The organism is Halonotius sp. F2-221B (assembly GCF_046719765.1).
In the GTDB taxonomy this organism is placed as follows: domain Archaea; phylum Halobacteriota; class Halobacteria; order Halobacteriales; family Haloferacaceae; genus Halonotius.
Genome location: NZ_JABEBY010000005.1, coordinates 26,241 through 44,655, shown reverse-complemented (window position 1 = coordinate 44,655; position 18,415 = coordinate 26,241). Strand labels below are relative to the sequence as shown.

Genomic DNA, 18,415 nt, shown 5'->3' with positions numbered 1-18,415 from the left:
CGTCGTCGTCACTCAAACTGGTAGCCCGCAAGTGACGAACAGGCCGCCGGCAGCGTTTCGACTGCGTCCCGAACCGCGTCGATCGCGGGTTTCCCACCCCGATCCGGATTACCGAGCAGCCGGACAGATTGTGTCCCGACCGAGACGAAGCCGAGATCGTGGCGGTCGGCCGTCGCCCGCAGCCCGAGCCCGACAGCCGCCCGCTCGTCGGCGACCCGGCGGGCGGGGCTTTCGACCCCACTCACAGTTGCCTCGTAGCCATCGATCGCGGCGGTCAGATCGCGGTGATCGACCCCACGCGCGTCGGCCAGCGCGTCGAGTTCGGCATCGAAGCCGGCCCGCAGCCCCGATTCCCGGTTGCGGTTGACGAACGGGAGATCGCCGTCGATGAGATCGCCAAGGCCGTCGACGCTGTCGGGGTTTCCGTCGGGGACGAGCAATCCCCATTCCCGAGACCAGCCGCCGATATCGACCGCATCGACCGCGCGGTCGGTCGGGCCGGCGACGACCGCGAGATCAGGGATCCCCTCACGGAGGCGGCGCAACCCCTCGCGGCTCCCAACCGGGAGGAATCGGGGGCGATCAAGCGAATCCAGCAGTTCGGCAAGTGCTGGATCAGCCTCGCCGACCGCGAGCAGGGTCGGCGGACGCACGTCAGGATCGAACAGCTGTACCGTCACCGATTCGCCGGCCGCGAGGTAGTCGGTGTCGGCGTCGATCGCAACGACGCCGTCGGCATCGACGAGACTCGTCGTCGCCCCTGACCCTTTGTCGACCGGGTACACCAGCGTCTCACCGTCGGCGTCCTCGATCAGCGCGACCGACAGCAGGCGAAGCCGGCCCTCGTCGTGTCGCTGTTGGGCGATCAACTCGCCGTCGACGGTTGCGGTTGTCGGCGCGGGCTGGCCCGCGGCCGCCCGGATCGCCGGCGCGACAAACACGCGGAAGATCGTCAACGCCGAAACGGGGTAGCCCGGCAGCCCGATGTAGGCCGACCGGGCCGCCGCGTCGCCGGCTCCCGTTGCGGTCTCGCTGTCGCCGTCGGGGTGGTCGATCCGGCCGACCAACATCGGTTTGCCGGGTTTGACCGCGACGCCGTGCAACAGGAGTTCGCCGCGTTCCTCGATGACACGATAGATCACGTCAACCGCGCTGGCGGAGGTCGACCCCGAGGAGACAACGAGATCACACTCGTCGGCAGCCTGCCGAAGGAGATTCTCCATCGCCTCGAAGTCGTCGCCGGCGTGGGGGTAGACGACGGGTTCGCCGCCGGCAGCGTCGACGCCCGCGGCGATCGTGGTCGTGTTGACATCGTGGATCTCGCCGCGCTCGCTGTTGAGCGAGTCGCCCGGCGGGACAAGCTCGTCGCCCGTCGAGATGATGCCGACGCGTGGGCGCGCCCGAACCGGCACCTCGTCGACGCCGAGCGCCGACAGGAGGCCGAGCTCCCGCGGCGTCAGCCGCGTTCCGGGGCCGAGTGCGCGCGCGCCGGCGGCGATATCCGCACCCGCGAGCATGACGTTCTCGCTTGGCGCGACCGCCGTGCGGATCTCAATTGCGGTGTCGCCGGCGGTGTCGCCGTCGTCGGCTTCAATCTCGTCGGTTCGTTCGACGACGACGACCGCGTTGGCACCGGGCGGCATGACCGCGCCGGTCGAGACTTCGACACAGCTGCCGGGGTCGACTGTCACGTCCGGCTCTGCGCCGGCGTGAACCGTGCCAGCAAGGTTGAGGACGACCGGCTCGACCTCGTCCGCCCCGACGGTGTCGCCGGCCTGGACGGCGTAACCGTCCATCGCCGCGCGATCGAACCCCGGCACGTCGATGGCAGCGTCGATCCGCTCGGCCAACACGCGGCCGCGGGCGTCACGCAGATCGACCTGTTCGACCCTGCCGCCGAGATCGAGATCAGCGATCGTCTCTCTGACGGTGTCGGGATCGGCCAGCGTGCGGAACTCCTTGGTCATCGTCGATCCTCCGCGCTCATGGCATCGCCTCCCAGTATTCGACGGTGACTGTTTCGCCCGCGCTGTACCCCTCCTGATTTTCGGGGACGACGACCCAGCCGTCAGCCAGCGCGACACTCGAAAGGATCCCTGCGCCGCTGGTGCGGACGGGAGTTGCGGTGAGCCCGTTCTCGTCGCCATCATCGGTCTCGCTGTCACCGTCGCCCTCGCTCGTTTCGACGCGGGCAAAGGTTTGACTGCCGGGCTCACTGGGGAGTTTGCGTGTCAGCGTCGCTGACCGCGTCGGCACCGCCTCGATGGGCATGTGCCCGGCTCGCTTGAGGGCGGGCCGGAGGAACTGCTGGGCGGTGACGATGCAGGCGACCGGGTTGCCGGGCAGCATGAGCACCGGCGTCTCTTCGACGACGCCGAGGGCGACGGGGTAGCCGGGTTTGATCGCCACGCCGTGGACGACCACCTCGCCGAGGTCATCGACGACCTCCGGCAGCAGGTCGCGCTCGCCGACCGAGGAGCCGCCGGTGGTGACGATCACGTCCTTCGTGAGGTCGCGTTGGATCGCCGCCCGGAGCGCGGATTCGTCGTCGGTGACGGTGTTGCGGTAGGTTGCGACGCCGCCCCAGCGGTCGACCAACTGCGAGAGCGTCAGCCCGTTGGTTTCGATGATCTCGCCCGGTTCGGGATCAGCCTCGACAAGTTCCTCGCCGGTCGGGACGACGCCGACGGTCGGCTGCTGATAGACCTCTATCTCGTTGCGCCCGACCGACTTCAGTAGGCTGAGATCCGAGGGCCGAAGCCGGTGGCCCGGCGCATACAGCGATTGGCCCTCGGTCACGTCTTCGCCGACCGGGCCGACGTTTCTGCCCTCGGCGAGCGACGCGAAGACCTCGATCTCATCGCCGACCTCTTCGACCTGTTCGATCTTCACGACGGCGTCGGCTCCGTCCGGGACTTCGCTGCCGGTATGAACCGGAACGGCCCCGTTGGGGCGGCAGTCGCTGCCGCGGTCGAGGGCGTCCAAGACGACGGGGCTGCGGCTCGACGCGCCGACGGTGTCGCCGGCCTGGACGGCGTAGCCATCCATCGCGGCGCGTTGGTAGTTCGGCACCGGGTTCGGCGCGGTGACCGTCGTCGCCACCACCCGGCCGTCAGCCAGCGACAGCCGGCGGCGTTCGGTGCGGTCATGCGGGGAGACCGCCGACAGCAACTGCTCGCGGGCGGCCGCGAGGCGGGTCTGCTGTTTGAACCCGGCGCGGCGTCTATCCTCAGTGGGCATAGGCTCACTTGCAGGGCGATCCTCTTAAGCCGCGGCCTCTCAGGGTCGATAGCTCCGACCGCGGGGTTTTTCGACCTCCCGACCCTACAGGAGCGCATGTCACCACTGCGCGATGCGTTGCAGGAGTTGCCGGATGCGGTGTTCGCTGATCTCTTGGAGTCCGACGACGCCTATCTCCTCGTCCTTGATCTTCCGGGGGTGACCGCCGAGACCGCCGACATCCGCACCGAGGGCGGGCGGCTGGTCGTCGAGGCCCGCCGCGGGAAGTCGGTGCCGCCGGAGTTTCAGTATCTCCGGGAGGATCGACCGCTGTTTCTCGACGCCGAACTCCCGCTGCCCCGAGAGGCCGACGGCAGCGCGGCGAGCGCCGAGATCGACCGCGGCGTCTTAGAGATCCGGCTGCCGAAAGCCGACGCCGACGGGGAGCCGATCCCGATCGACGACGCCTCGGCGTAGGTGGTCGCTCTGGTCTCCCTGCGTGCCTACCGACGGTTCGTCGTCGTCGCCTACCGGTTTCTGCCCCTGATCGTCGCCTACCTGCGGGATCGGCGGCGGTTTTTCATCATCGGCGGCAGCCGGCAGGTCAGCCGCGAGACCCAACGCGAGCGCGCGGCGGTACTCCTCGACACGCTGTTGACGCTCGGGCCGACGTTCATCAAGCTCGGCCAGCTGCTGTCGACGCGGCCGGATATCCTCCCAAAGGCCTACATCGAGGTTCTGTCGAGTCTGCAGGACGATGTGCCGCCCGCGCCGTGGGCGGAATCAAAGCTGGTGATCGAGGAGGAGTTGGGCGCGGTTGAGGAGGTGTACGACGAGTTCGACACCGAGCCGATCAGCGGTGCAAGCCTTGGCCAGGTGTATCTCGCCGAGTACGACGACCAACAGGTCGCCGTCAAGATCCGCCGGCCGGGGATCGAATCGCTCGTCGAAGCCGATCTGAAGGTGTTGCGGTGGTCGATCCCGATTCTCGTCCGATTCATCGGCGAAGGCCGGGCGTTCTCGCTTGATAGTCTTGCCGACGAGTTCGCCAAGACGATCCGCCAGGAGATGGATTACAGCCGCGAGCGGAATATCCTCGAAGAGATCCGCGGCAACTTCGCGGGCAACGACGATATCGACATCCCCGAGCCGATCGATCCGGTCTGTAGCCCGCGGGTGCTCACGATGGAGTACATCCCCGGGACGAAGATCAACGATGTCGAGACCCTCGACGAGAAGGGCCTCGACCGTACCGAGCTGGCGACGACGCTTCAAGAGGTCTACCTCCAGATGATCATCGAGGACGGCGTCTTCCACGCCGACCCCCACCCGGGCAATCTCGCGGTGAAAGACGACGGGACGATCATCTTCTACGATTTCGGGATGTCGAGTACGGTTGACCCCTTCATCCAAGAGAAGATCGTCGAGTTCTACATCGCTGTCGCCAACCAGGATATCGATGCGATCCTCGATACCCTGATCGATATGGGGACGCTCAGCCCGACGGCCGACCGGCAGGTCATGGGCGACGTGTTGGAGCTCGCTATCGCCGACGCCCGCGGGGAGAACATCGAGCAGTACCGCGTCAACCAGATCATCGAGCAGGTCGAATCAACGATCTACGAGTTCCCGCTGCGGCTCCCCCGGAATCTCGCGCTCGTCCTCCGGGTGGCGACCGTCGTCGAGGGCGTCTGTGTGACGCTGGACGAGGACTTCGATTTCATCTCGGTGGCGACCGACTACCTCACCGAGGAGGGTTACCGCGAGGAGACGGTCAAACGGCTGGCCACCGAGGCCGGCGAGCAGGTACAGGACACCGCCGAGGCCCTGTTTACCGTCCCCCCGAAGCTGAACCGGGTGTTGGATACGGTCGAGCGCGACAATCTCACGGTCAACGTTCAGATCGACGACGAAAACCACGTCCTCGACAAACTCGCCAAGCGCATCTCCTACTCGATAATCGTTGCCGTCGGGCTACTGTCGGCGTCGATCATCTACTCCTTTACCGGCGAGTGGCGCATCTCGGTGGCAATTCTGGCGTTGACGGTGCCGATGGTGTTCTTCCTCTATCGGTCGTTCAAACAGCCGACCGGGCTGCGGGCGCGCCCGCAGTTCACCCGTCAGAGCATGCGCCAACAGCGGCAGCGTGACGAGGAGCGATAGAACTGATTGGGGTGGCGGATAGGAGATCCCCGGCGAGTATTTTTATCGTATGACGTTGTAGTAGAATGCATACATGCCATCAGTCAGTGCCAGAATCCCCGATGACGACAACGATGAGATCGAAGCTGTTGCCGAACTACTCGACTCAGATAAGAGTACAGTGATTCGAGAGGCGTTGCGTGAAGGACTTGCCGACATCCGCCTCGACCGTGCAGTCGAGCAGTACCAGACCGGTGACGTGTCGGTAAACGAAGCTGCCCGGATCGCCGGCCTAAGCCTCGCTGACTGGCTGGTGGTCGCCAGAGAACGAAACCTGACCACGCAACTCACGCCCGACGATCTCGCAGCCGATGCTGAGGCTGCCCGCGAGCTATGAGGGTCTATTTCGACGCGACAACACTCATCGCACTCGGTTCGATTGACGCGCTTGACCTCCTGAACGTCCTCGATAGCGAAATCGTCATCCTTGATTGGATCAGCAACGAGGTCACAACCGAGCCAGCGCGAACCGCACTCCAGCGGTTCCGCGAGGAGACCGATCTCGGCTCGCCGACAGCAGTCGATGAAGGCACCATTGAGCAGGCACAGACGATGCTCGGCGAACAGAGACAAAACGGCGACGTTGCGCTCATTGCGCGGGTGTTGGCACACGACGGCGACGATATCGCCGTTGTAAGCGATGACCAGCGCGTCCGCACGATGGCGCGAACACTCGGGGCGACAGTTACCGGTACGGTCGGCATCGTCGTGCGTGCGGTCACCGCCGGACGGCTCACCGTCGAGGAAGCCAAAGACCTCGTTCGTCGCCTCGACAGCCACGGCCTACATATGACCGGTGAGCTCCGCGAGCGCGCCGACGAACTCATTGACGACGCTGCAGCCGACCGCGAACCGTAGTCAGCCGAGCCAACAGTTATTCGCGTCCCGACCCAACATCATGTATGCAGATACTCGTCACCGGCGCGACCGGCTTCGTCGGCTCCAACCTCGTCGACGCCCTCCTAGCTGCCGACCACGAGGTGACGATCCTCACCCGGAGCCGTGAGCGATATGACGGGCCCGAGGAGGTGACCGTCGTCGAGGGCAACGTCTTAGAGCCGGGCAGCTTCGATGACGCCCTCGATGTCGACCTCGCCTACTATCTGATCCACTCGATGGGCGCGGGCGGCGACTACGCCGAACGCGACCGCCGGGCCGCCCGGAACTTCTCGGAGGCCGCCAGCGACGCCGACATCGACCGCGTCGTCTACCTCGGTGGGCTTGGGGCCGACCGCGACAATCTCTCACCGCATCTCCGGTCACGCCGGGAGGTCGAGCGCATCCTCGGCCTCGGAGAGTACGACCTCACCGTCCTCCGAGCGGCGATCATCATCGGCGCGGGCTCGATCAGTTTTCAGTTAATTCGCCAACTCGCCGGCCGGCTGCCGGTGATGATCACGCCAAAGTGGGTACACACCGAGTGCCAACCGATCGCCATCGACGACGTGATCGGCTATCTCGTCGGCGTCGCCGAAACCCCCGAAACTGCGGGCGAGACCTACGAGATCGGCGGCCCCGACGTGTTGACCTACGCGGAGATTCTCAAGGAAACCCGCCGCCAGCTTGGCGGCCGACTCCGGATCGTCCCGGTGCCGGTGTTGACCCCGCGGCTGTCCTCGTGGTGGATCCGGTTTGTGACTGATGTCGACCCCGCGGTCGCCCGGCCGCTGATCGACGGCGTGAAAAACTCCGTTGTCGTCACCGACACCCGCATTCAGGACATCTTGCCGCGCGATCGACTCTCCTTTGAGGCGGCGGTCGCCGACGCGCTTGCCGACGAGCCGGCGGCCTCGCCGACGCCGAAAGCCCGGGTTGGGCGGCTGCTCCGCGGGAGCAAGCCATGATCGGGGCCAGCTGCGGGCGGTTCGGTCACGGTTACGCGCATCCCCGCGTGTCGACAGTAAAACCGATACATCCGAGTGTGTGGCCGTCAACCAGAGGACACTGATGGTCAAGGAGTACGGCGACACGTGGGTCTATGAGGGGATCGTCGGCGGGCTGCCGGGGATCGAGCTTTCGAACACCCACGCCGTCGCCATCCAGTTTGGGCTCTTTCAGGTTGGCATCCTCGTGTTTGCGGCGATCTACGATCTTTGGTCGGCCGCCCTTGCCGGCACCGCCGCGGTCATCGTCGCGGCGGTCGGCAGCGTCGCCATGCACCGGCTGGGCACCCAAAACCGTGCTGTCGACGCGCCGGCGGCCTACTACCGGCTGTTGTTTGGCTCCAGCATCGAGGTCGTGCTCTCGGTGCTGGCGTTTATCGCGCTCATCACCCACCTGTTCGTGTTCGACGTGCAGTCTGCCGGCGAACCACTGATCACCACGCTCTTCGGCGCCGAGCCGCCGGTGATCGTCGTCTATCTGGTGTTGTTGGTCGCGTGGGATCTCTGCTATCGGATCGGCACCTCGTGGTGGGCCGCTGTCGTCTCGCTGTGGCGCGCGCTGACGATCCCCTGTGAGCCGGCCGCTGCGAGCCAGTTCGTTCGGATCGATCTGGAAAACGCTGCGTTTGCCGCCTCACAGGTCATCTTGCTGCCGTTTCTTCTCGACCAGCCGGTGTTGCTCGTCGCTGTTAGCGGCCACATCGGTGCCGTCGCTGTCGTCTCCGCGGCATCGATCTGGCTCACGCGGACAGCCGCTGACCCGCTCTTTGCGACGACACGCGACTGAGACCGACTGTCGCCGCCGATACCAGCGACAGGTCGATCCCAGCGGTGCTACCCAGCTTGCAATCCGATAGCAAGGATCACCGCGGCGACCCGGCAGGTCACTCCTTTTGAAGCTGTTCGAACTGTGCCAACAGCTCGTCGGTGGACTCACCGGTGTCGTACTCCATCGATCCCTCGTACTCGTGGCGGGCCTGCTCGAAATCGGCATCGACCGTCGCATTCTTTCGCTCCCGACGTTCGTGTTCGGCTTCGTCGTAATCGCCAAGTGACATGGTATGCCATACCTTGGATACTGTCGAATAAATAGATATCGCTCACCCGTGGGTTGGTTCAGCCGGCCTGCCGAAGCCAGAACACGTAACTACCCTGCCAGCAACTATCGTGGCGTGGCACGACCGCTTCGCTTCCGGTATGCCCCCGGTGGGTGGTCACCAGGCCGTCTCCGCTCGGAGGTACTCCAACCCTTAGACGACAACCTCGGCGCGACGATGGATGGGCCGTGGTACCGACCGCCGGACGGCTACGACGCTGTCCGCTTCGAGATGGACAACGGCGACATCGCGCTGTTTGCGTGGACCGACGGCGACGAGGGGCCTACCGGTATCGAGAGCGGCCCCGGCGGCTACTGGATCGGCAACACCGAAACGCCCGAGAGCCTCTGGCGCACCGAAAAATACGGGTTCAGCGAGGTGCCGTACCCGGTTTCGCGGTGGGCCGAACGCGAGCTGTTGGCCCAACTCCGGATGGAGTCGCCGTGGCTTGCGCCCTACGACCATCTCGCGTGGTTCTTTCTGCCCGTGTTCCTCTCGAAGGACGGCCGGGAGAGCACCCGCTCGTTTTTCATCGATCACGCCGCCGGCTTTCCGGATGCGACCGCCGACGAGGCCCTCCAGCACTACGAGTCTGTGCTCCACACCGGCGCGCTCGACGACGACCGCGAGGAGATGGCCGGCAAGCTCGGCACCTCCGAACAGGTCGACCTGACGCGGATGACCGCCGCGATGGGCGAGTTCAACGTCGCCAAGCTGCTCGTGGATGCGGGTTATGCGATCACCCCGGAGATCGAGGTCACAACCGGCCATTCCATCGATTTCCGGGCTGATCCACGCGGGAGCGACGGCGCGGGTGGCGTGTTAGTCGAGGTGACCCGGCCGCTCCCGCCGGCTCGCCGGGCGGCATCCTCGGCGACCGCCGCGATCCGGGAGACGGCCAAGACAAAAACTGAGGGCCAACTCGATGCCCATGCCGGCGGTGTCGTCCTGCTGGTCGACTGTTCGTCGTTTCCGGCGTCGGCGTGGGAACCGATCATGACCGAACAGCCGGAGGTCGGCCATCGCCCGGCGGTCGTCTTCCGGCTTCGGCCGGACGGGGCGGCAACAGGCTATCAGATGGGATCGGTGCCGCTGTCGCTTGCGGAGGTCATCGAGTTTGCCGCCGACACCGAGTCCACCGCCTGATTGAGCCACGCCTTTGCCTGACTGAGCAACGCCTTTGCCTGATTGAGCCGCGCTTTCGCCTGACTGAGCAACGCCTTTGCCTGATTGAGCCACGCCCCACTGCCGGCACCGTCGGTGACCCTGATCCCTACAAGCATCCACCCCGTATCGACTCCCATGCACACCGCCACCCGAGTCACGCTCGCGCGGCTCCCCTCCGGCGTCCCCATCGAGACGACGATCCACCGCTACGGGGCCGGCGACGGCCCAACCTGCTACGTCCAAGCGGCCCAACACGGCCGGGAGATCAACGGCACCGACTGTTGCCGCCGACTCCATGAGCGACTAACCGGCGACGCTGCCGGCTCGACCGCAACCGACAGCGACGGCCCGCTCGCGGGCGATATCGACGGCACGCTGATCGTCGTTCCCGTCGCCGACCCGCTCACCTTTGATCGGGTCTCCTACACCACGCCGGAACCCATCGACTCGGCGGCCCCCAACATGAACCGCTGTTGGCCCGGCGACCCCGCGGGGACGATCCACGAGCGGATGGCCGCCCGGCTGTGGGCCGAAGCGGGCGACGCCGACGCCATCGTCGACCTCCACACCGGCAGCCCCGAGATGCTGACACACACGGTCTACCTTCGCGGCGACGACGCCTCCCGTCGACTGGCCGAAGCCTTCGGCACTGATCTCCTGTTGGCGGAAGCCGCCGGCGACGAGGCTGACACCGAGTGGGACGAGCGCAATTTTGGGGGGAAGCTCCGCGTCGCAGCGACCCGTGAGGGAATCCCGTCGATCACGCCGGAACTCGGCTCGAACAAACAGCTTGACGACGAGGCGATCCAGGCCGGTCTCGATGGCCTCTTTGGCGTTTTTCGCCACCTCGGCTTGCTCGCCGACGATCCAGATCCGTGGGACGGCGTTCGCGCACGCAACCACCTCGGCCGCGTTCGGGCGGCCGACTCGGGGCTCTTTGTTCCCGACGCTGCGGTCGAACTCGGCAGCGAGGTCGACGCCGGCGAAACCTTTGGCACCGTCTCCGATCCGGCGACCTACGAGCCATTGCAGACGGTCACCGCCGACCGCGCCGGCGTCGTCTACTCGATCGCCCGCGAGGCGACGGTGACGGCCGGACAGACGCTCGTCGGGATCGCCGAGCGACTCGACGGGTAGCCACCCGACAACAGAACGCTTTCCTACCGACTGGCAACTCATGGGCGTATGGATCTCTCAACCCAGCACATCCTCGTTACGGGCGGCGCGGGCTTCGTCGGCTCACATCTCGTCGACCGCCTGCTCGCCGACGGCGCGACCGTCGCCGTCGTCGACAACCTTTCATCCGGCTCCCGGGATCGCATCCCAGACGCAGCCGACTTCGTCGAAGCCGACCTGACCGACCCCGACGCCCTCGACGGCGTCCTCGATGGCGTCGACCTCGTCTTCCACCTGGCGGCGTCGAAACTCGTCGACACCGACCGCCCGCACGGCCAGTTCGAGGACAACACCCAGATGACCCTGAACCTCTTGGAGGCGATGGCCGACGCCGACGTGACCGAGATCGCCTACACGTCGTCGTCGACAGTCTACGGCGAAGCACCTCGCCCGACGCCCGAGGATTTCGCCCCCCTCGAACCGATCAGTGCCTACGGCGCGAGCAAACTCGCCGACGAGGGGCTGCTGTCGGCGCGGGCCCACAGCCACGACCTCACGGTCTGGAACTTTCGATTTGCGAACGTCGTCGGCCCCGGCCTGCGCGGTGCCGTGATCCCGGATTTCATCGAGAAACTGATCGAGAATCCGGAGACGCTCACGATCCTCGGCAACGGCCGCCAGGAGAAATCCTACCTCCACATCGAGGACTGCGTTGATGCGATGCTGCATATCGTCGCCACCGCCGACGACGCGATGAACACCTACAATCTCGGGACGCGGACGACGACATCGGTCGACCGCATCGCCGCCATCGTCGCCGACGAGATGGATCTCGACCCCGACTACGAGTACACCGGCGGCGACCGCGGCTGGACGGGCGACGTGCCGAAGATGCGGCTCTCGATCGAGAAACTCTCGGCGCTCGGCTGGGAACCGGAGCTCTCCAGCGACCGCGCCGTCCGGCAGTCGACGCGAGAGCTGATCGACGAACTCCGTTGATCACGGCTCTATTTTCTGCTGATTCGTTCGATATATGCGACGAGACGTGACTCCCGTCGAGTTTTAGGTGGGCTTAAATATCTCGCTACGAACGGCCGTATATGACTACTGCCGGCGATTCGAGCGCGACGGCTCGCGGATTCCTCACCCAGCGTCGCCTGACGCTCGCCGGCACCGTCCTCGTCGTCGCCGGCCTGCTGGTCGCGTTCCGGGAGGTCGCGTTCGACCGCGTCGTCGGCGAGATGGCGGCTTCCGATCCGTGGCTGCTGGCCGCGGCCGCTGGCGTCTACGCCGCTTCGTGGCCCCTGCGCGGCCGGCGGTACGGCGACGTGTTGTCGACGACCGGCCACCCGCTCGGGATCGGTTTTCTCACCCTCGCCGTGTTCCTCAGCCAGACGGCGAACCTCGTCGTGCCCGCCCGCGGCGGCGACGCGGTGCGGGCCTACGTCCTGCAGGCGCGCCGCGACGTGCCCTACTCCGCCGGCTTCGCGTCGCTGGCGGTCGAACGCGGCTTCGATCTCGCGGCGATCGCCACGCTCGGAGCCGCGGCGACCGCGTGGCTCGTCGTCAGCGGCGACCCGGCCGCACTGACGGCCGTCACCGCCGCGGGCGAGGCTCGCACCGCGATGTTCGCAGCGACCGGCGTCGCGCTGGTGACGCTCGCGGCTGGCCTCCTCACGCTCGGCGTCGCCAACGCGGAGCTGTCAGTCGGTACCCGCCTTCGAGCGGCCGTCGTGGGGCGGCCACGAATGCAGCGATCGGTCGCCGCTGTCCTCGATTTCGCCGGCGACATCGCCGTCGTCGCCCGTGATCCGCGGGCGGTCGCCGTCGTTGGCGGCGGCAGCCTGCTGATCTGGTCGCTGGATGTCGCCACCGCGGTGCTCGTACTCGCGGCCCTCGACAGCGGACTGGCGGTCGGGTCGCTGCTCGCGGTCGGCACCCTCGCGGTCAGCGTCGGCAACCTCGCTAAAGTGCTCCCGCTCTCCCAAGGCGGGGTCGGCCTCTACGAGGCTGCCTTCACCGGACTCGTCGTCGCGCTGACGCCGTTGGGTGCGAGTCTCGCGCTGGCGGCAGCGGTCGTCGATCACGCCCTAAAGAACGCGGTGACGCTGGTCGGCGGCGGGGTCGCCATCGCCGTCCTCGGGATCGATCCCTCGACGGCCGCCCGACGCGGCGGCGACGCCGATGCTGGTGGTGATACTGACGCGACAGCGACGGCTGCCGACCCGGCAGCGACGACCGCGACGGAGCCGACCGCCGCGGGCACCCCACGAGCCGACGGCAGCGGCGGGGAGACACGCGGAGCCGACGACTGAGTCGACACCGACACATCTTTTAGGATGACCTAAAGAGTGGCGAGTACCCAAATGAGCCGAGACATCTGTGTTATCGTGCCGACGATCCGCGAGTACGAGTGTATGCGGTCGTACTTCGAGAACGCCCGCGAACACGGCTTCGATCTCTCACGGTTGGACGTGATCCTCGTCACCGAGGACTTCTGTGACACCGACGAGATGGAAGCCATGTTGGAGGAAGAAGACGACGTTGCCGGCGAAGTCTTCGACGGCACGCGTCGCCAAGAGTGGTACGAGGCCCACGGCGTCGAGGAGTACAGCCACATCGTCCCCGCCGCCAGCCACGCCGAGACCAGCTTCGGCTTGCTCTACATGTGGGCCGGCGACTACGACTACGGCTTCTTCATCGACGACGACACCCTCCCGCACGACGAGGGGGATTTCTTCGGCACCCATCTCGACAACCTCGCCTTCGAGGGCGACATCGAGACCGTCTCCTCGGACGAGCAGTGGGTGAACGTCCTCTACCAGAACGCCGACGAACACGACCTCTACCCGCGCGGCTACCCCTATTCGGCAATGCACGAGAACGTTGAGACCGAACAAGCTCACGCCGACACCATCGTCGCCTCTCAAGGTCTGTGGACGAACGTGCCCGACCTCGATGCCGTCCGGATTCTGATGGACGGCGACCTCCAGGGGCAGGCCCAGACCCGAACCTCGAAAGACGACTACGAGGGCGACTTCGTCGCCGCCGAGGGCAACTATCTCACCGTCTGCTCGATGAACCTCGCCTTCCGGCGTGAGGTGATTCCAGCGTTCTATCAGCTGCCGATGGACGAAAACGAGTGGGACGTGGGCCGCTTCGACGACATCTGGTCGGGCGTCTTCCTCAAACGCGCCTGCGACATCCTCGGCACCCAGATCTACAACGGCGAGCCGCTCTGTGAGCACAACAAGGCCGCCCGCAGCACCTTCGACGACCTCAACAACGAGGTGCCGGGACTCGAACTCAACGAACACCTCTGGGAAATCGTCGACGACGTTGGCGAGGAAGCCGCCGCAGCCGTCGATCAGTCTGGCGATGCGTTCGGAGCCGACCCCGAGGCCTACGCCGCGATCTTCGATGCGATGGCCGACGAACTCGAAGGCGGCGACTGGGAGGAGTACAACAACGGCGAGTTCTTCAACTACGTCGGCGAGTTCATGGGCGACTGGCTGGACTGCCTCGACGAACTCGCCGAGACAGCCCCGACAGCGAACCAGTGAGTATAAGTTGTTTTAGGTAGACCTAAAAATATGACACAGAATACGAAGGGTGACGGACTGACGCACAGTAGTCGACGGCGGTTCCTTGCGGGCTCAGCCGCGGTCGGGGCGGTTGCGATCGCCGGCTGTGCCGGCGACGACAGCGGTGACGACGATGGCGCGAGCGACTCACCGGTCGGTCAGATCGGTTCCGGCCGGGCTGGACGACCAGCACCGGGCGGAACGCCGGTCGCGGAGTTGCCGGATCTCGAAGGCGAGTTAGAACTGTACTCCGGCCGCAACGAGTTCCTCGTCGGCGAACTGATCGAGTTCCTCGAAGACACCTACCCGGATTTCACGCCGAACGTCCGGTACGCCTCCAGCAGCGAACTCGTCAACACCATCGATACCGAAGGCAGCGGCTCGCCGGCTGACGTGTTCTACTCGGTCAACGCCGGCAGCCTCGCCGCGTTGGCTGGCCTGGGTCGAACCCAAGCACTCTCCGCGGAGATCCAAGACACCGTCTCCGAGGAGTTCCGTACCGATCAGTGGGTCGGTACCTCCGGCCGTGCGCGAACGGTGCCGTTCAACACCAATGAGTTCAGCGAAAGCGACATCCCCGACGACGTAATGGCCTTCCCCGAGTTCGAGGCTGATCTCGGCTGGGCCCCGGGCTACGGCTCCTGTCAGGCGTTCATTACCGCGATGCGGCTGCTGGAAGGCGAGGAGGCGACCCGCGAGTGGCTGCAGGGCGTCGTCGACGCCGGCATCACCGCCTACCCCGACGAGTTCCAGGTCTCCCAGGCGGTCGCCAACGGCGAACTCGACGCCGGCTTCGCCAACCACTACTACATCCAGCGCGTGCTGGACGGCTCGCCGGACGCCCCGATCCAGACCGCCTTCACCGAGGGCGATGCGGGCTCGATCTTCAATGTCGCCGGCGCGGCCGTCCTCGATACGGCCCCGAACCCGGATCTGGCCCAGAACTTCATCCGCCACCTCCTGTCGGCCGAAGCTCAAGAGTACTTCGCGGTCGAAACGGACGAGTACCCGCTGATTTCGGGCGTTGACCCCGTCGGCAGCCTGCCGGCAATCGACGAACTCGACGTGCCGGAGATCGAGTTCTCGGAGCTCGGCGACCTCGAACCGACGATCGACCTGATGCGGGACGTCGGTATCAGCGTCTAACGTGGCTGTCGACCCGCGCGCCCGGCTGGCGACGCTCGGTGGGTGGCTTCGAGAGGCCATCGCACGCGTCGGTCGCGGCGGGTTTAGCGGTCGATTCGACAGGGCGACAGCCAGCTATCTCGCGCTCGGCGGGGCCGCGGGCATCGCCGTCTTTCTCATCGCCGTCTTCGTTTTCCCGTACCATTCGGTCAACCACGACGAGGGCGTCTATCTCATGCAGGCGTCGATGCTGCTTGAGGGCCAACTCACGCTGTCGGCCGGCGAGCTCGCCGACGTGTTCCGGCCGTGGTTCTTCATCGAGGACGGCGGCGAACTCTACGCGAAGTACAACCCTGTTTCCCCGGCGATGTTCGCCGTCTCGATGGCGCTCTTCGGCGAACCGCGGGTGACACTGGCGGCGGTCGCCGCCGGCAATGCCGTTCTCGTAGCGATCCTCGGCTCGATGGTCGCCGACCGCCGTGTGGGGCTGCTGGCCGGCGGCCTCTTTGCGATCTCGCCGATGACGCTGTTCACGTCGTCGGTGTTTCTGCCCTACGCGCCGACGACGCTGCTCAATCTCGCGTTCGCGGTCGCCTATCTCCACGGCGTCCGCACCGGGTCGCTGCGGGCGGCCGCGGTCGCCGGGATCGCCGTCGGACTGGCTGCGTTCTCCCGGCCCTATACGGCGATCCTGTTCGCCGCGCCGTTCATCGTCCACGCGGTGTGGACGGTCGCTCGGAGCCTCCGGGGCGACGACCACTCGCTGGGCCAGCAGGCGCGGTTGCTCGGGAGTCGATCCGGCGTTCGGTCGCTGCCGAACGCAGTCCAGCGCAACCTGCTCACCGGGATCGGCGGGAGCGCGTTTGTCGGGCTCACGCTGGCGTATAACACGGTGCTCACCGGCGCGCCGCTGACCTTCCCGTATCAGGCGTTCGCGCCGCTGGACGGGCCGGGGTTCGGGTTCCGCGAAATCCTCGGTCACGAGGTCATTTACACGCTCGATCTCGCCATCGAGTCGAACCGTTACGCGCTGCAGTTCCTCGGCACGCGATGGTTCGCCGGCGGCGTTATCGGCACGCTGGCGGCGGCTGCCGGCCTGCTGGTCGCCGTCCGCTGGTGGCGAGCGCGCGACCGCGAGTGGGGGTCGACAGCCGGACTGTTGCTCGCGGGGCTGTTCGTGTCGGTGCCGCTCGGCAACATCCCGTTTTGGGGCACCCACAACATGCTCGCCGAGTTGGACGATCCGGCTAACGGCCTCGTATCGCATTTCGGCCCCTTCTACTACTTCGACCTCCTCGTGCCGCTGTCGATCTTTGCCGCCCTCGCGCTCGTCGCTGGCTGGCGATGGCTCCGAGAAGGGGCCGCCTTCGACCGACTTGTCGCCGCCACGTCGCCGACGACTGCCCGCCGGATCGCCGTCGCACTCGCCCTCGTCGCCGCGCTCGCGGTCGGTGGTGTCACCGCACAAGCGGCTGCCGAGCCACTCGACCGCAACATGGAATACACCGAAAAGTACGCGGTCGCCTACGAGCCGATCGAGTCGGCCGACTTCGAGAACGCTCTCGTCTTCATTCCTGACCCCTACGGCCCATGGCAGAACCACCCCTTCCAGTCGTTGCGGAACGATCCCGGCTTCGACGGCGAGGTGGTCTACGCCCGCGACCGCGATCCGGGGGGGAACTTCGAGGTGCGTGGAGCCTATCCGAACCGCTCGGTCTACCGGTTCGCCTACCGCGGCGTGTGGACGCCCGAACCCGATCAGGACGTGTCGCCGAAACTGGAGTCGCTGTCGACGCCGACCGGCGAATCGCTGACCGTCGGGACGCGGGTCGGCGTCGCCGACCGGGTGAACCGGGCGACTGTCGCCGTCAGAGCCGATGGCGAAACGGTCACCCGCGGTCTTACTTCGCCCGGTGAGACGATCACGGCAAACTGGACGCTGACCAACGGCACCGCTCGCCTCGATTCGATCGACGGCGAGCCGGTCGCCGCCGGCAACACGTCGGTACCGATCGATGCGACCGAGGATGTCGGCCTGCGGATCACCTTGGTCGACAGCGGCGGCAACACCTACACCTACCAGCAGTGGACGGCCGTGCAGTCGACGCCAGCGGGGCTACAGGCGTTCGCGCCGCCGGAGCGACGCGTCTGTCGGCTCACGACGGACTGTGATCCGGAGGACGCCTATCTGCCCGACGACCCGACAGCGCATCCCGAGTGGGTCAACTTCGAGACGGATGTCGTCGCTCCGGGCTGATCGGCGATCGAAGAAAACGTCGCGTACTACGTTGTTACCGGAACCGCTCTTCGAGACAGACCTTGACGATGGATTTCGCTATCGCCGCGCCACCCTGAATGGGATCGAGCTTCGTTTCGCCGGCGCGTTCGGCGTAGCTGATCGGCTCCTCGCGGATCTCATAGCCACGCATGAGCGGCCGGATGAGCAGTTCCGCCGAGAGCCCGGTGTTTTCGGTCCACTCGATTGACTCGATGACCGCCTTGCGGTAGGCTCTCATCCCGGTCGTCGTATCGTGGACGCGCTCGCCCATCAGAACACTGGCAATCGCTGCGAAGGCCTGATTGCCGAACCGATTGAAACCGGGCATCGCCTCCGCGCCGTAGTAGAGCCGGTCGCCGCTGACGACATCCGCGCCGTCGTTGATCTCGGCGAGGAATTCGGGGAGTTGTTCCATCGGGTAGGTGTCGTCGCAGTCGGTCGTGACGACGACCGGCCGGTCGGCGGCGGCAAGGGCCGCGCTGACGGCGACGCCATAGCCTTGCGGTTCCTGTTCGATCACGCGCGCGCCGTGCTCGCGAGCGATCTCCGGCGTTCGATCCGATGAACCGTCAACGCAGACGACTTCGGCCTTGCCGTCGGTGACGCGCTCGATGTCCTCAAGGACGGTGGCGATAGCGGCCTCCTCGTTGTAGGTGCCCATCACGACGCTCAGGTCGTTGAAGGTGAACGCGCCCGCTTCCTCGGCGTCGTCGGCACCGACGCTCGCCTCAGCGTCTTCCGCTC

At 66.2% G+C, this 18,415-nt stretch carries 18 protein-coding genes; 13 read left to right on the top strand and 5 right to left on the bottom strand.

The features are described 5' to 3' along the window. Nucleotides 1-8: 8 nt before the first annotated feature. Entirely contained in the window at nt 9-1,967 is a 1,959-nt protein-coding gene (locus HKK80_RS04610; protein ID WP_411798449.1) for a molybdopterin biosynthesis protein, read from the bottom strand. Nucleotides 1,968-1,983: 16 nt separating this feature from the next. Beyond that, nucleotides 1,984-3,240: a gephyrin-like molybdotransferase Glp gene (gene glp, locus HKK80_RS04605; RefSeq protein ID WP_411798448.1), complete on the bottom strand. Its 1,257-nt coding sequence runs from the start codon at nt 3,238-3,240 to the stop codon at nt 1,984-1,986. A 96-nt stretch (nt 3,241-3,336) separates the two neighbouring features. On the opposite strand from glp, the gene HKK80_RS04600 reads away from it, so the two are divergent. The 6 genes from HKK80_RS04600 to HKK80_RS04575 all read left to right on the top strand — a co-directional run bounded on the left by HKK80_RS04600 (nt 3,337) and on the right by HKK80_RS04575 (nt 8,091). Next, the gene (locus tag HKK80_RS04600) at nt 3,337-3,696 is read left to right on the top strand and encodes an Hsp20/alpha crystallin family protein (RefSeq protein WP_411798447.1); all 360 of its coding nucleotides are present in this window, start codon (nt 3,337-3,339) and stop codon (nt 3,694-3,696) included. Continuing rightward, nucleotides 3,697-5,382: an ABC1 kinase family protein gene (locus tag HKK80_RS04595; RefSeq protein ID WP_411798446.1), complete on the top strand. Its 1,686-nt coding sequence runs from the start codon at nt 3,697-3,699 to the stop codon at nt 5,380-5,382. Between the two features lie 73 nt (nt 5,383-5,455). Then, nucleotides 5,456-5,758 (top strand): UPF0175 family protein, encoded by a 303-nt coding sequence (locus tag HKK80_RS04590; protein WP_411798445.1) that lies wholly within the window; start codon nt 5,456-5,458, stop codon nt 5,756-5,758. Further along, nucleotides 5,755-6,279 (top strand): hypothetical protein, encoded by a 525-nt coding sequence (locus tag HKK80_RS04585; RefSeq protein ID WP_411798444.1) that lies wholly within the window; start codon nt 5,755-5,757, stop codon nt 6,277-6,279. The genes HKK80_RS04590 and HKK80_RS04585 overlap by 4 nt, the downstream gene beginning before the upstream one ends. A 44-nt stretch (nt 6,280-6,323) precedes the next feature. Continuing rightward, nucleotides 6,324-7,265 (top strand): NAD(P)H-binding protein, encoded by a 942-nt coding sequence (locus HKK80_RS04580; protein ID WP_411798443.1) that lies wholly within the window; start codon nt 6,324-6,326, stop codon nt 7,263-7,265. A 103-nt stretch (nt 7,266-7,368) separates the two neighbouring features. Further along, nucleotides 7,369-8,091 carry a hypothetical protein gene (locus tag HKK80_RS04575; protein ID WP_411798442.1) on the top strand — a complete coding sequence of 241 codons (723 nt, stop codon included), beginning with the start codon at nt 7,369-7,371 and terminating at the stop codon, nt 8,089-8,091. A gap of 97 nt (nt 8,092-8,188) precedes the next feature. Here HKK80_RS04575 and HKK80_RS04570 read toward each other — a convergent pair whose 3' ends face one another. After that, nucleotides 8,189-8,362, bottom strand: coding sequence for a DUF5786 family protein (locus tag HKK80_RS04570; protein WP_411798441.1), 174 nt, complete (start codon nt 8,360-8,362; stop codon nt 8,189-8,191). Between the two features lie 114 nt (nt 8,363-8,476). Between HKK80_RS04570 and HKK80_RS04565 the strand changes: the two genes are divergently transcribed. Further along, entirely contained in the window at nt 8,477-9,547 is a 1,071-nt protein-coding gene (locus HKK80_RS04565; protein WP_411798440.1) for a DUF5784 family protein, read from the top strand. On the opposite strand, the gene HKK80_RS04560 is transcribed toward HKK80_RS04565, so the two are convergent. Next, nucleotides 9,475-9,705, bottom strand: coding sequence for a hypothetical protein (locus tag HKK80_RS04560; protein ID WP_411798439.1), 231 nt, complete (start codon nt 9,703-9,705; stop codon nt 9,475-9,477). The genes HKK80_RS04565 and HKK80_RS04560 overlap by 73 nt on opposite strands. Here HKK80_RS04560 and HKK80_RS04555 point away from each other — a divergent pair. The 6 genes from HKK80_RS04555 to HKK80_RS04530 all read left to right on the top strand — a co-directional run bounded on the left by HKK80_RS04555 (nt 9,704) and on the right by HKK80_RS04530 (nt 17,650). Then, on the top strand, nt 9,704-10,705 hold the full coding sequence (locus HKK80_RS04555) for a succinylglutamate desuccinylase/aspartoacylase family protein (protein WP_411798438.1): 1,002 nt from the start codon (nt 9,704-9,706) through the stop codon (nt 10,703-10,705). The genes HKK80_RS04560 and HKK80_RS04555 overlap by 2 nt on opposite strands. 48 nt (nt 10,706-10,753) lie before the next feature. Next, nucleotides 10,754-11,683: an NAD-dependent epimerase/dehydratase family protein gene (locus HKK80_RS04550; RefSeq protein ID WP_411798437.1), complete on the top strand. Its 930-nt coding sequence runs from the start codon at nt 10,754-10,756 to the stop codon at nt 11,681-11,683. Nucleotides 11,684-11,784: 101 nt separating this feature from the next. Beyond that, nucleotides 11,785-12,999, top strand: a complete 1,215-nt coding sequence (locus tag HKK80_RS04545; RefSeq protein WP_411798436.1) for a lysylphosphatidylglycerol synthase transmembrane domain-containing protein — start codon at nt 11,785-11,787, stop codon at nt 12,997-12,999. 51 nt (nt 13,000-13,050) lie between these two features. Next, entirely contained in the window at nt 13,051-14,247 is a 1,197-nt protein-coding gene (locus HKK80_RS04540) for an alpha-1 4-glucan-protein synthase (RefSeq protein ID WP_411798435.1), read from the top strand. 30 nt (nt 14,248-14,277) lie between these two features. Next, a complete protein-coding gene (locus tag HKK80_RS04535) occupies nt 14,278-15,414 on the top strand; it encodes an extracellular solute-binding protein (RefSeq protein WP_411798434.1) in 1,137 nt (378 codons plus the stop codon). 1 nt (nt 15,415) lies between these two features. Continuing rightward, nucleotides 15,416-17,650: an ArnT family glycosyltransferase gene (locus HKK80_RS04530; RefSeq protein WP_411798433.1), complete on the top strand. Its 2,235-nt coding sequence runs from the start codon at nt 15,416-15,418 to the stop codon at nt 17,648-17,650. Between the two features lie 34 nt (nt 17,651-17,684). Here HKK80_RS04530 and HKK80_RS04525 read toward each other — a convergent pair whose 3' ends face one another. Continuing rightward, nucleotides 17,685-18,332 carry a dolichyl-phosphate hexose transferase gene (locus tag HKK80_RS04525; protein WP_411798583.1) on the bottom strand — a complete coding sequence of 216 codons (648 nt, stop codon included), beginning with the start codon at nt 18,330-18,332 and terminating at the stop codon, nt 17,685-17,687. Between the last annotated feature and the right edge of the window lie 83 nt (nt 18,333-18,415).

What these genes read in the sequence shown, in the direction of transcription:
- HKK80_RS04610 (WP_411798449.1), bottom strand. Translation starts at nt 1,967, where the DNA reads ATGACCAAGGAGTTCCGCACGCTGGCCGATCCCGACACCGTCAGAGAG.
- glp (WP_411798448.1), bottom strand. Translation starts at nt 3,240, where the DNA reads ATGCCCACTGAGGATAGACGCCGCGCCGGGTTCAAACAGCAGACCCGC.
- HKK80_RS04600 (WP_411798447.1), top strand. Translation starts at nt 3,337, where the DNA reads ATGTCACCACTGCGCGATGCGTTGCAGGAGTTGCCGGATGCGGTGTTC.
- HKK80_RS04590 (WP_411798445.1), top strand. Translation starts at nt 5,456, where the DNA reads ATGCCATCAGTCAGTGCCAGAATCCCCGATGACGACAACGATGAGATC.
- HKK80_RS04585 (WP_411798444.1), top strand. Translation starts at nt 5,755, where the DNA reads ATGAGGGTCTATTTCGACGCGACAACACTCATCGCACTCGGTTCGATT.
- HKK80_RS04580 (WP_411798443.1), top strand. Translation starts at nt 6,324, where the DNA reads ATGCAGATACTCGTCACCGGCGCGACCGGCTTCGTCGGCTCCAACCTC.
- HKK80_RS04575 (WP_411798442.1), top strand. Translation starts at nt 7,369, where the DNA reads ATGGTCAAGGAGTACGGCGACACGTGGGTCTATGAGGGGATCGTCGGC.
- HKK80_RS04570 (WP_411798441.1), bottom strand. Translation starts at nt 8,362, where the DNA reads ATGTCACTTGGCGATTACGACGAAGCCGAACACGAACGTCGGGAGCGA.
- HKK80_RS04555 (WP_411798438.1), top strand. Translation starts at nt 9,704, where the DNA reads ATGCACACCGCCACCCGAGTCACGCTCGCGCGGCTCCCCTCCGGCGTC.
- HKK80_RS04560 (WP_411798439.1), bottom strand. Translation starts at nt 9,705, where the DNA reads ATGGGAGTCGATACGGGGTGGATGCTTGTAGGGATCAGGGTCACCGAC.
- HKK80_RS04550 (WP_411798437.1), top strand. Translation starts at nt 10,754, where the DNA reads ATGGATCTCTCAACCCAGCACATCCTCGTTACGGGCGGCGCGGGCTTC.
- HKK80_RS04545 (WP_411798436.1), top strand. Translation starts at nt 11,785, where the DNA reads ATGACTACTGCCGGCGATTCGAGCGCGACGGCTCGCGGATTCCTCACC.
- HKK80_RS04540 (WP_411798435.1), top strand. Translation starts at nt 13,051, where the DNA reads ATGAGCCGAGACATCTGTGTTATCGTGCCGACGATCCGCGAGTACGAG.
- HKK80_RS04535 (WP_411798434.1), top strand. Translation starts at nt 14,278, where the DNA reads ATGACACAGAATACGAAGGGTGACGGACTGACGCACAGTAGTCGACGG.
- HKK80_RS04525 (WP_411798583.1), bottom strand. Translation starts at nt 18,332, where the DNA reads ATGGGCACCTACAACGAGGAGGCCGCTATCGCCACCGTCCTTGAGGAC.